We start from the raw sequence: 11,535 nt of genomic DNA, 5'->3' as shown, positions 1-11,535 counted from the left end.
GAATCGATGGTCGCAGCGGCATTGCCGTGTCGGCATGTTGGCCCCACGACACCTGCCCGCGCACCGGCTGCAGGGGCCAGCGGTGGTTCAGCAGGGCTAGGCTGCCTGCGCCTGCGGCAATGACCACCGTGGGGGCCTCGGCCAGCACCTGGCCTTGGGCATCGAGTGCCTGCCATGTGGCGGCGGCGGGGCATTGGGCAGTGGCCGGTATCTCCACACGCCGCAGCTGGGCCACCGCGCAATTCCCCTGCCATTGAATGCCGGGTTGGCCCAGCAAGGCCCTGGCCAGGCGCGCCGGGCGCACCCAGCCCGCCTGGTGGTGCCAGCAGGCAGTCGCGTCAGGCGGCAACTGAGCGGCGGCCAGGGCAGCAGATGGCGCAGGCTCGCTCCAGGCGGCGCCCGGCCCTTGGGGCCATTCGGGCGACAGACCTGGGCTGCCGTCGGTGCGGTGCTCCAGCACGCCGCAATGTGCCCAGTCCACCCCCTCGTTCAGCAGCCAGCGGGCCTGCTCCAGCGTGGTGCGGATGCCGCTGCGCGACAGGCGCGACAGCACACTGTCGTCGGGCGACACATGGGGCGCAAACACGCCAGCGGGCAGGGCGGATGCGCCTGCGGCGGGCTCGGCGGCCAGGTCCAGCACAGTGACCTGCCAGCCGCGTCGGGCCAGGCTGGCGGCGGCGGCGGCACCTGCAATGCCGCCACCGATCACGATGCAGGGGCCGGGCAGAGACGGCTCCGGTGTCGCCCCGGGCTGGCGCGGGGTGCGGGGCTCCCAGCGCGGGTTGAAGGTGGCATGCAGGTTGTCGCGTTTGGGCGGCACGCCGGGCACGCGGGTCACTTCAAAGCCGCATTGCGCCAGGGCATCGCGCACGGCGCGTGCGATGGTCCAGGTGGCGAGTTGCGTACCGCGACGGCAGCAGCGCGCCACGGCCTTCAGAGTGTGCAGGTCCCAGCTTTCGGGGTTGCGCTGGGGGCTGAAGCCGTCGAGGTAGATGGAGTCCACCGTCAGGTTCTGCTGGCGCAGCATGGCCTGGGTGTCGCCCACATACAGGGTGAGCAGCACCCGGCCTTCATCAAAACGCAGGCGGTGCACGCCCGGTAGCAGGCCCCACCACTGGCGTTGCAATGCCTCAGCCAGCGGCGCCAGCTCAGGGTGGACCGAGGTGGCACGCAGCAGGTCGGCTGCACTCACGGGCCAGGCTTCTGTCGATACGAAGTGCAGCAGCGTGGGGCGCTTCGGGTCGGCGCGCCAGGCGGCCCAGGTCACCAGGAAATTCAGGCCAAAGCCAAACCCGGTTTCCAGAATGCGCCACTGCGATTGCCCCGCCCATGCCTCGGGCAAGCCACAGCCGTGCAAAAACACGCGGCGGGCCTGGGTGAGGCCGCCGTTTTCGCTGTGGTAGCGGTCGCCGAAGCGGGGGCTGTAGGGGGTGCCATCCGGCAGCCACTCGATGGGTTCAGTCATGGAAACGGCAAAAGGCCGGCGTGGCGCCGGCCTGTTGGAAAGGGAAGGCGGTTTTTACCGCGAACCGCTCCAGGGTGCGTTGCGCTGCGTCACGCGCCGGGCGGGATATATCCCGCTGCAGCGTCTGCGCCGCCGCCGAAGAAATGGTTTTGGCGAAACCACTTTTTGCAGCGCTGCACTTCGCGTCGCTCCGTTACGCGCTGGGCGGGACGTATCCCGCCGCGGCGTCTGCGCCGCCGCCAAAGAAATGGTTTTCCATCTGGCGTGCCAGGTACTGGCGGGCGCGCGCATCGGCCAGGTTCAGGCGGTTTTCATTGACCAGCATGGTCTGGTGCTTGAGCCAGCCGGCCCAGGCTTCCTTGCTCACGCTTTCCCAGATGCGTTTGCCCAGTTCGCCGGGGTAGGGGGGGAAGTCGAGGCCTTCGGCTTCCTTGCCGAGCTTGATGCATTGAACGGTGCGTGCCATGGGATGTCCTTGGTGTGGGGCGAGCGAAAAAAAAAGCTTCGCTCAGATGATTTGGATATTAAGAACTGAAATCTCAGTAGTTCCAGTTTTGAAGAGGGCCTTCCAGAATGCGTTCCATCGGTGATTTGCACCGCAACACATTCACAAAAAGAGGCCCTTCCATGAACTTTCGCCGCGACTTTATCAAGTTTCCCTTCGCCGCTGCCCTGGTCAGCAGTTTGGCCCTGACGGCATTGCCGTCGTTTGCACAGTCTGTGACGCTGCTCAATGTGTCGTACGACCCGACCCGCGAGCTGTACGTGGAGTTCAACCAGGCCTTCGCCAAGCACTGGAAGGCCAAGACCGGCCAGGACGTGACCATTAAGCAAAGCCACGGCGGCTCGGGCAAGCAGGCGCGCTCCATCATCGACGGGCTGGACGCCGATGTGGCCACCCTGGCGCTGGCGGGCGACACCGATGCGCTGCACACCAACGGAGGCTGGATCCCGAAAGACTGGCAAAAGCGCCTGCCGCACAACAGCTCGCCCTACACCTCCACCATCGTGCTGGTGGTGCGCCAGGGCAACCCCAAGGGCATCAAGGACTGGGACGACCTGGTGCGCCCCGATGTGAAAGTGATCACGCCCAACCCCAAGACCTCGGGCGGCGCCCGCTGGAACTACCTGGCAGCGTGGGAATTTGCCAAGCGCAAGTACGGTGGCGACGCCAAGGCCAAGGACTTCGTGGCCAAGCTGTACGGCAACGTGCCCGTGCTCGACACCGGCGCACGCGGCTCCACCATCACGTTTGCGCAGCGCAACCAGGGCGACGTGCTGATTGCGTGGGAGAACGAGGCCTACCTGCTCGAAAAGGAATTCGGCACCAAGTTCGACGTGATCGCGCCGTCCATCTCCATCCTGGCCGAGCCCGCCGTGTCGGTGGTGGACAAGAACGTGGACAAGAAGGGCACGCGTGCCGTGGCCGAGGCCTATCTGCAGTACCTGTACACCGAAGAAGGCCAGGACATTGCGGGCAAACATTTTTACCGCCCCGCAGTCTCTGACAAGGCCAAGGCCAAGTACGCAAAGCAGTTCCCGAAGCTGAACCTGTTCACGATCAACGACGCGTTCGGTGGCTGGGACAAGGCTGCCAAGGACCACTTTGCGGACAACGCGAGTTTCGATCAGATCTACACGCGCAAGTAAGCAGGCCCAACCGCCCCGAAGGTGGCTGGGGCGATGCTCCAGCCTCCATGGAAGAACCCTGGCCCCAACGGGCCGGGAGGGGCGTTGTTTGTCCTTTTTATAAGAAAAACAAGCTCAAGCGCTAGTCCATCATGCGCTGGTAGCTATCAAAACAGTAGTAATAAAGGAACCAACACCATGTCCGCCTTGCTCATCGCTGGCAGCCCTTCAGAGCGCTCCCGCTCCGCCGCCTTGCTCGACGCCGTGGCCCAGCGCCTGTCGGTGCGCGGCGCGCAGGTGGCTCGCGTCCATATCCGCGACCTGTCGCCCCAGGCGCTGTTGCTGGCCGATTTTGGCCATCCCACCGTGGTGAAGGCGATTGACCAGGTGGCAGATGCCAGCGTGCTGGTGGTGGCTACGCCCGTCTACAAGGCGGCGTACAGCGGTGTGCTCAAGGTGTTTCTGGATTTGTTGCCGCAGACAGCTCTCAAGGGCAAGACCGTGCTGCCCCTGGCCACGGGCGGCAGCCCGCACCACATGCTGGCGCTGGACTATGCGCTGCGCCCCGTGCTGCAGTCGCTGGGTGCCAAGAGCATCCTGCCCGGCATCTACGCCACCGACGCCCAGGTCACGCTGACGCCCGAGGGCACCTACCACGTGCAGGCCGACATTGCCGCCCGACTGGATGACGCGGTGAACGTGCTGGTCACCGAAACCCTTCGCCCATCGCCCGCCCAGGCCACACGGTTCGCGCCCGTGCATTTCTCGCAAGTGCGATGTAGCGTCTGACGGACCACGCGCCTGCGGCCCTGGCCGCAGGCGCCCACGCTCCGCCCGCCTTCCTCCTTTCCATTGTTTTCCTGGTAATGCCCGCTGAGCGCAGGCAGGGTGGGCTGTTGCCTGCTTGTACAAAAAAAGGTGCTGTTCATGTCCGGTGACGCAATCCCTCTGTCCGCACAGCCACAGGCTCCATCGGTCCTTGAAGACCGACCCCTGGGTTTGCGCGACGCCCTGCGCTGGCTGGGTGTTGCCTTGCTGGTGGTGGCTTCGCTCGTGGTCATCGGTGCCTTCTTGCTCATGCCGGTAGTGCCTGTCGCGGGCTGAACTCCCACAGTTTTGGCCTCTTTTTGCCGCCCCATTTTTCTAGAAACAAACCATCACTATGACGACACATTTCTCTCTTCATCGCCGCCAGGCGCTGCTCACCGGTCTGGCCGCCGCCGCTCTCGGCGTCATGGGGGCCCCGGCCCTTGCACAAACGACTGCGCCCGGCCGCGTGCTGCGCGTGGGCCACCAAAAAGGCTGGCTTTCCATCCTCAAGGGCCGTGGCACGCTCGAAAAGCGACTGGCCCCGCTGGGCGTGAAGGTCACCTGGACCGAGTTCAATGCTGGCCCCGTGCAACTCGAAGCGCTCAACGTCGGCTCCATCGACTTTGGCGATGTGGGCGAAGCCCCGCCCATCTTCGCCCAGGCCGCTGGCGCGCCGCTGGTCTACGCTGGCGCCACGGTGCCGCGACCCGCGCTGGAGGCCGTGATCGTGCCCAAGGACTCCCCGATCCGCAGCGTGGCCGACCTCAAGGGCAAGCGCGTGGCCTACAACAAGGGCTCCAACGTGCAGTATTTCCTGGTCAAGCTGCTGGAGAAGAACGGCCTGAAATACGGCGACGTGCAGTCTGTCTTCCTGGCCCCAGCCGACGCGCGCGCCGCGTTTGAAAAGGGCGCAGTCGATGCCTGGATCATCTGGGACCCGTTCCTCGCTGCCGCCCAGAAGACGCTGGATGCCCGCCTGCTGGCCGACGCCACGGGAGTGGTCAACAACCGTGCCTACTACTTCACCTCGCGCGACTTCGCGACCAAGAACACCGATGTGTTGCGCATTGCGATCGAAGAGGTCAACGCGATTGACACCTGGGCGTCCAAGAACAAGGCGGCTGCAGCCGCAGAGCTCTCTGCCGTTCTGGGGCTGGACAAGTCCATCACCGAGCTGTACCTGAACCGCGCGCAGTTCGGCACCGCCCCGGTCACGCGCGAGATCCTGGCCGAGCAGCAAGGCATTGCCGACACCTTCTTCGACCTGAAGCTGATCCCCAAAAAGCTCAACCTGCTGCACGCCGCGCCGGTCGATCTGCTGTAACCCCACCACCCAGACCACAAACACGTTCCAAGGAGCTTCCCATGCCTGCGCCCATGCCTTTCCCGTTGCACGCCCAGCTGCGACGCGTTCTGTGCGTCACGGCCTCCGCCTGGGGGCTGAACGGTCAGCAGCGGCGCGCGGTCTTGCGCCCGCCCCAGTTCGGCTTTGCCATCTCCTACTGATTTCGTTCGGACCTCGCTGAGATCCCGTTTTGAAAAGACCTGTCCCATGCAAATCTTCTGGTTCATTCCCACCCACGGCGACAGCCGCTACCTTGGCACCGCCAAAGGCGCACGCCAGCTCAGCCATGACTACCTCCAGCAGGTGGCGGTTGCCGCTGACAGCCTGGGCTACGAGGGCGTTCTGATACCCACCGGCCGCTCCTGCGAAGACCCGTGGGTGGTTGCGTCCAGCCTGCTTTCCGTGACCAGGAAGCTCAAGTTCCTGGTGGCCGTGCGCCCTGGCCTGCACCAGCCCGCACTGGCTGCACGCATGGCCGCCACGTTCGACCGGCTCTCGGGCGGGCGACTGCTCATCAACCTGGTGACCGGGGGCGACCAGGCCGAGCTGGAGGGCGACGGCGTGTTTCTGGACCACGCCACGCGCTACGAGCAGTCGGCCGAGTTCATCCGCATCTGGCGCGAAATCCTCACGCGCAGCCACCAGGGCGAAAGCCTCGACTACGAGGGCAAGCACCTCACGGTGAAGGGCGCAAAGCTGCTGTTTCCGCCCTTGCAGCAGCCGCACCCACCGGTGTACTTCGGTGGGTCGTCCGACGCCGCCCACGACCTGGCGGCCGAGCAGGTGGAGACCTACCTGACCTGGGGTGAACCCCCTGCCGAAGTTGCCAAGAAGGTGGCCGACGTGCGTGCCCGCGCTGCAAAGCGGGGCCGCACGGTCAAGTTTGGCATCCGCCTGCACGTCATCGTGCGCGAAACCGAAGACCAGGCCTGGGCCGCTGCAGAAGAACTCATCAGCCATGTGGACGACGTGACCGTGGCGCGTGCCCAGGCGGTGTTCTCACGCATGGATTCCGAAGGCCAGCGCCGCATGGCACAGCTGCATGCGGGTGGCGTCAAGCGCAGCCGCGCCGACCTGGAGATCAGCCCCAACCTGTGGGCTGGTGTGGGCCTGGTGCGCGGTGGTGCGGGCACGGCGCTGGTGGGTGACCCGGAAACGGTGGCGGCGCGCATCGAGGAATACGCGGCGCTGGGGCTGGACACCTTTGTGCTCTCGGGCTACCCGCACTTGGAAGAGGCTTACCGGTTTGCCGAGCTGGTGTTCCCGTTGCTGCCCGTGGGCGTGCGCGAGAAGCTCTCTGGCGGCAACCCGCTGGGGCCGTTTGGCGAGACCGTGGCCAATGACTTTGTGCCCCGTGCGTCGCAAAGCTGAATCGGCTCCGCAGGAGATATGCCATGAGCATCCAGTCCATCAACCACGTGCAACTGGCCTTCCCGGCTGGGGCCGAGGCGCCCATCCGGCGCTTTTACGCCAGCCTGCTGGGCCTGCCGGAGGTGCGCTTGCAGGCCGGTAACACGCTGCGGTTTGCTGCGGGCACCCAGCGCATCGATCTGGTGCCTACCGAGCACTGGCAACCGGCGCCTGCGGTGTCGCACCTGGCCTTCGAGGTGCAGGACCTGCCCGCGCTGCGCCACCGCCTGCTGCAGGCCGAGCTGCCGCTGGTGGAAAACCGCGCGCTGCCCGGCTACCTGCGCTTTTACGTCAAGGACCCGGCGGGTAACCAGCTGGAGTTCCTGGAGCCCGATAACGAACAGGACATCACACCATGACACAGACCACCCGAGAGCTGCAGATATCGCCTGTGGCGGACTCCGTCGATCTCCCGCTCGAAGGGCCTTTGCTCCCAGCGTCGCTGGTCCGCTTTGTGGCCAATGTGGCGCAGCGTCTGCTGCCCTGGGCCGTGCCTGTAGGGCTCATCGTGTTGTGGCAGATCGCCTCTTCTTCGGGCTGGCTTTCCACCCGCGTGTTGCCTGCACCGCTGGAAGTGGTGAAGGCAGCCTGGACGTTGGCCCTGTCCGGCGAGCTGTGGACCCACGTCAAGGTCAGCGCAGGCCGGGCGCTGGCGGGTCTGGCCATCGGGGGCGGGCTGGGATTGCTGCTGGGCCTGCTCACCGGCTCGGTCAAGCTGTTCGAGACGCTGCTCGACTCCACCATCCAGATGGTGCGCAACATCCCTGCGCTGGCGCTGATTCCGCTGGTGATCCTGTGGTTCGGCATCGACGAGTCGGCCAAGTTGTTCCTCATCAGCGTGTCGGTGTTCTTCCCGATCTATCTCAACACCTTCCACGGCATCCGCAATGTGGACCCAGGCTTGATTGAGATGGGCCGCACCTACGGCCTCGGGCGCTGGCAGCTGTACCGCCAGATCATTCTGCCCGGCGCCTTGTCGAGCATCCTGGTGGGACTGCGCTTCTCGCTCGGCCTGATGTGGGTGATCCTCATCGTGGCAGAGACCATTTCGGCACAGGCGGGTATTGGCTACCTCACGATGAATGCGCGTGAGTTCCTGCAGACCGACATCGTGCTCGTGGGCATCCTGCTGTACGCGTTGCTGGGCAAGCTGGCTGACGTGTTTGCCAAGGGGCTGGAGCGCTACTGGTTGCGCTGGCACCCGGGCTACCAGACGGCTTGAGCTGCGGGGCCCTGACTCCGACATTCCTACAACGCATTCATCACGACCATGACCCTTCCTTTTATGATTCATCGGCGCACTGTGCTCGGTGCCCTTGCGGCCCTGTCCAGCGGCCTGGCTGCAGCGCAAGGCAAGCCCGAGACCCTGCGCATTGGTTTGCAGAAATCATCCACGCTCACCACCATCCTGCGAACACGGGGCACGCTGGAGCAATTGCTGGCACCGCTGAACGTCAAGGTCTCGTGGCACGAGTTCACCAGTGGCCTGCCTTTGCTCGAAGCCCTGAACCTGGGCAACATCGATGTCAGTGCCGACGTGGCCGACACCGTGCCCGTCTTCGCCCAGGCAGCCGGCGCCAACCTGACCTTCGTGGCGCAGGAATCGCCATCGCCCGCCGCCCAGGCCATCGTGGTGCGTGCCGATTCACCCATCAAGACCGTGGCCGACCTCAAGGGCAAGAAGATCGGTTTTGCCAAGGCGGCGGGCGTGCACTTCTTGCTGATTGCAGCGCTGGAGAAGTCCGGCCTGACGTTCAAGGACATCGAGCCCGCCTACCTCACGCCGGCCGACGGCCGCGCAGCCTTCGAGCGTGGCGCCATTGACGCCTGGGTGGTGTGGGACCCGTTCCTGGCCGCCGTGCAAAAGCAGTCGGCGGTACGGGTGCTGGCCGACGGGCGTGAGCTGGCGTCTTACCAGCGCTATTACCTGGCCGGGACTCCCTATGCCAAGGCCCGACCCGATGTACTCGGTGTGTTCTTCCACGAGCTGCAGAAGGCCGGTGCCTGGGTCAAGCAAAGTCCCAAGGACGCAGCCGCGCTGCTGGCACCGGTGTGGGGGCTGGATGCGGGCGTGATCGAGCTGGCCAATAGTCGCCGCAGCTATGAGGTGCGCGCCGTGGTGCCCACGGCCCTTGCCGAGCAACAGCGCATTGCGGATGCCTTTTTGGCCGAGAAGCTGCTGCCCAGGCGCGTGAATGCCCTCGATGTGCCTCTCTTCAAACCCGGAGCCTGACGCCATGAGCCAGAACGATCCCAACACAGCGCAGGGCGTGCGCCTGGAAGTGCGCAGTGTGGACAAGCGCTATGGCACGCGCGATGTCCTCAAGAAGACCGAACTCACGATTGAACCCGGCCAGTTCGTTGCGATTGTGGGCCGCAGTGGCTGCGGCAAGAGCACGCTGCTGCGTCTGGTGGCGGGCCTGGAGTCAGTCTCTGGCGGTGCGATCCGCCTGGACGGCCGGGACATCACGGGCCTGAGCGGTGACACCCGCATCATGTTCCAGGACTCGCGCCTCTTGCCCTGGAAGCGCGTGGCTGACAACGTGGCGCTGGGCCTGCCGCCCGAGCGGCGCCGCGCCGCGGCCGATGTGCTGGCGCGCGTGGGCCTGGGCGACCGGCTGGGCGAATGGCCGGCACGCCTGTCGGGCGGCCAGCGCCAGCGCGTGGCCCTGGCGCGAGCACTGGTCCACAACCCGCGCCTGCTGCTCCTGGACGAACCCCTTGGTGCGCTCGATGCACTGACCCGCATCGAGATGCACCGCCTCATTGAAGGCCTGTGGCGCACCAGCGGCTTTACGGCATTGCTGGTCACCCACGACGTGCAAGAGGCCGTGGCCCTGGCCGACCGCGTGATCCTGATCGAAGACGGCCAGATCGCGCTGGACCAGCGCATCGACCTGCCACGCCCCCGTTCGCACGGTGACGCCGCGTTTGCTGCCATCGAAAAACGCATCCTGGACCGCGTGCTGCAAAAGCCCGATGGCGACCCCGCACACGAGGCGCCATGGCCAGGTGTGCCAGCGCATGGCCTGCGCTGGGCGGTGTGATTTTTCTGTTTCTCTCAACCACTGTTTTCATTTTTCAACGGACTATTCAAGGAGAACCCCATGTCCATTCAAGCCATCAACGTACGCAACCAGTTCAAGGGCAAAGTGCGCGAGATCATTCGCGGCGATGTCGTCTCCGAGGTCGATGTCGAAACCCCCTGGGGCATCGTCACCTCCGTCATCACCACCCGTTCGGTGGACGACCTGGGCCTGGTCGTGGGTTCCGATGTGGTCGCACTGGTCAAGTCCACGGAGGTGTCCATCGCCAAGCTGTGATGGAGCACTGCCCGCCGTCATCACTGGTGTTGCGGCTGAATCGCGCACAAAGCGGGCGCTTGAGGCGACCCGCTGCGTGCGGGGGGGCTGCGGTGCTCTGGATGAAGACTGCGACAGGCGAATAGCTCGTTTGGAAACGGTCGCATCGCAGGAGGGGAGGGCTGGGGGCTCATCAAGACAGCCGCAGCCCGCCTTCTTTTTGACCATCCACCACGCGCCTGTTGATGGCGCTGTTCGTATTCCAGGCCCCACAGGGGCCTGTTTTTTTTGGGGGGGGGGACGATGCACGGGCGTGGTGTAACCCCGTGGACGAAGCGCCGTTGCACTGGATGGTGAATTTATGTATGATAAGCATCATGCGAAATAGACAGCCCAATGCCCGAGCCGCCGCCAAAGAAGCGACCCATGAGCGCATCGTGTCGGTGGCGGCGCGGGCGATCCGTCGCCAGGGCTACCATGGCACCGGGGTTGCGGACATCATGAAGGAAGCAGGCCTGACGCATGGCGCCTTCTATGCGCACTTCGAGTCTCGCGAGGCCATGCTGGCCGAAGCGGCAACGCAGGCGTGCGCTCAGTCTGTGGCGACGGTGGCGGGCGCTGTGGCGGGGGAGCCCGCCTCGCAGGCGATGGCAACCGTGCTCAAAGCCTACCTTTCGCGCGAACATGTTGAGAGCATCGAAACGGGTTGCCCTCTGGCCGCGTTGGGCTCCGAAACCTCGCGCCAGTCCCCTGAGGTGCGACGCGTCTCCACCCGGCACATCAAGGAAATGGTCGATCTGATTGCGCGCCAGTCACCCCAGTGGGGCCAGCTAGAAACGCATGAGCAAGCGCTTGTCACCTTGTCCACCATGGTGGGAGCGCTCGTGCTTGCCCGTGCTGTGGACGACGCCGCGCTGTCCGACAGCCTGCGCGAAGCCGCGCTCAAGCACCTGTTGCCGGCGGAAACGGCATAACGCGGATTCACACCCAGCCTCTTCTTGATCGTGCGATGGCACGCATTTTTTTATCATTACATATGATGTTTATCATGCGAAATAACGGCCCAACCCCTGCACAGCATCTGGCGCATCATGGAGGGACGGCGTTTTTGGTGGAGCCTCGCCGGTCCGCGTGGCATTGCTGTGCAGCCATGCAATCCCTTGCAGCAAGGGAAACCCTATGAAAGCGTTTGTTCTGGATCGCTATGCCAAAAAGGGCGTACTCAGGCCTGCCGATGTTCCTGCTCCCTCCCTGCGCGACGATGAGGTGCTGGTGGAGGTCCATGCAGCGGGCGTCAACCCGCTCGACGCCAAGATCCGAGATGGTGAGTTCAAGCTCCTGCTGCCTTACAAGATGCCGCTCATCCTCGGGCACGATGTGGCGGGCGTGGTGGTGCGGGTAGGGCCGCGCGTGCAGCAGTTCAAGCCGGGGGACGAGGTCTATGCCCGGGCGGACGACTTTCACATCGGCACCTTTGCGGAGCTGATTGCGGTCAAGGAATCTTCGCTGGCCTTCAAGCCCCGCAGCCTGACCATGGAAGAGGCAGCGTCGATCCCTCTGGTGGGGTTGACGGC

General features: G+C 64.9%; 15 protein-coding genes. 13 read left to right on the top strand and 2 right to left on the bottom strand.

What is annotated here, in order from left to right; genetic code table 11:
• Positions 1–1,465, bottom strand: a 1,465-nt coding sequence (gene mnmD, locus DBR23_RS03935; RefSeq protein WP_108497387.1) for a tRNA (5-methylaminomethyl-2-thiouridine)(34)-methyltransferase MnmD, incomplete at its 3' end; no start/stop codon positions are given.
• A gap of 193 nt (positions 1,466–1,658) precedes the next feature.
• Positions 1,659–1,931, bottom strand: a complete 273-nt coding sequence (locus tag DBR23_RS03930) for an oxidative damage protection protein (RefSeq protein ID WP_010461281.1) — start codon at positions 1,929–1,931, stop codon at positions 1,659–1,661.
• 161 nt (positions 1,932–2,092) lie between these two features.
• Here DBR23_RS03930 and DBR23_RS03925 point away from each other — a divergent pair, with 161 nt between their 5' ends.
• From DBR23_RS03925 to DBR23_RS03875, 13 genes are all read left to right on the top strand, one after another.
• Positions 2,093–3,115 (top strand): sulfate ABC transporter substrate-binding protein, encoded by a 1,023-nt coding sequence (locus tag DBR23_RS03925; protein WP_056067453.1) that lies wholly within the window; start codon positions 2,093–2,095, stop codon positions 3,113–3,115.
• A gap of 177 nt (positions 3,116–3,292) precedes the next feature.
• Positions 3,293–3,883, top strand: coding sequence for an NADPH-dependent FMN reductase (ssuE, locus tag DBR23_RS03920; protein WP_108497386.1), 591 nt, complete (start codon positions 3,293–3,295; stop codon positions 3,881–3,883).
• A gap of 138 nt (positions 3,884–4,021) precedes the next feature.
• Positions 4,022–4,198 carry a hypothetical protein gene (locus DBR23_RS29515; protein ID WP_156379578.1) on the top strand — a complete coding sequence of 59 codons (177 nt, stop codon included), beginning with the start codon at positions 4,022–4,024 and terminating at the stop codon, positions 4,196–4,198.
• A gap of 58 nt (positions 4,199–4,256) precedes the next feature.
• Positions 4,257–5,228 (top strand): sulfonate ABC transporter substrate-binding protein, encoded by a 972-nt coding sequence (locus DBR23_RS03915; RefSeq protein WP_108497385.1) that lies wholly within the window; start codon positions 4,257–4,259, stop codon positions 5,226–5,228.
• 41 nt (positions 5,229–5,269) lie between these two features.
• A complete protein-coding gene (locus tag DBR23_RS29860; RefSeq protein WP_199227627.1) occupies positions 5,270–5,410 on the top strand; it encodes a hypothetical protein in 141 nt (46 codons plus the stop codon).
• Between the two features lie 46 nt (positions 5,411–5,456).
• Positions 5,457–6,620: an FMNH2-dependent alkanesulfonate monooxygenase gene (ssuD, locus tag DBR23_RS03910; protein ID WP_108497384.1), complete on the top strand. Its 1,164-nt coding sequence runs from the start codon at positions 5,457–5,459 to the stop codon at positions 6,618–6,620.
• A gap of 23 nt (positions 6,621–6,643) precedes the next feature.
• Positions 6,644–7,018 carry a VOC family protein gene (locus tag DBR23_RS03905; protein WP_056744268.1) on the top strand — a complete coding sequence of 125 codons (375 nt, stop codon included), beginning with the start codon at positions 6,644–6,646 and terminating at the stop codon, positions 7,016–7,018.
• The gene (gene ssuC, locus DBR23_RS03900) at positions 7,015–7,881 is read left to right on the top strand and encodes an aliphatic sulfonate ABC transporter permease SsuC (RefSeq protein WP_108497383.1); all 867 of its coding nucleotides are present in this window, start codon (positions 7,015–7,017) and stop codon (positions 7,879–7,881) included. Before DBR23_RS03905 ends, ssuC begins: the two co-directional genes overlap by 4 nt.
• 48 nt (positions 7,882–7,929) lie before the next feature.
• Positions 7,930–8,892 (top strand): aliphatic sulfonate ABC transporter substrate-binding protein, encoded by a 963-nt coding sequence (locus tag DBR23_RS03895; RefSeq protein WP_108497382.1) that lies wholly within the window; start codon positions 7,930–7,932, stop codon positions 8,890–8,892.
• Positions 8,893–8,896: 4 nt separating this feature from the next.
• Positions 8,897–9,706 (top strand): ATP-binding cassette domain-containing protein, encoded by an 810-nt coding sequence (locus tag DBR23_RS03890; protein WP_108497381.1) that lies wholly within the window; start codon positions 8,897–8,899, stop codon positions 9,704–9,706.
• Between the two features lie 60 nt (positions 9,707–9,766).
• Complete coding sequence (locus DBR23_RS03885) at positions 9,767–9,982, top strand: molybdopterin-binding protein (RefSeq protein WP_015013774.1); 216 nt, start codon at positions 9,767–9,769, stop codon at positions 9,980–9,982.
• 344 nt (positions 9,983–10,326) lie between these two features.
• On the top strand, positions 10,327–10,935 hold the full coding sequence (locus tag DBR23_RS03880) for a TetR/AcrR family transcriptional regulator (RefSeq protein ID WP_108497380.1): 609 nt from the start codon (positions 10,327–10,329) through the stop codon (positions 10,933–10,935).
• A 205-nt stretch (positions 10,936–11,140) separates the two neighbouring features.
• Positions 11,141–11,535 (top strand): alcohol dehydrogenase catalytic domain-containing protein (locus tag DBR23_RS03875; protein WP_158276421.1); only part of this gene is annotated, 395 nt, incomplete at its 3' end.

Origin of the sequence: Acidovorax sp. HMWF018, from assembly GCF_003061035.1 — a bacterium.
Classification (GTDB): Bacteria; Pseudomonadota; Gammaproteobacteria; order Burkholderiales; family Burkholderiaceae_C; genus Acidovorax; species Acidovorax delafieldii.
This window is presented reverse-complemented; position numbering and strand designations above follow the sequence as displayed.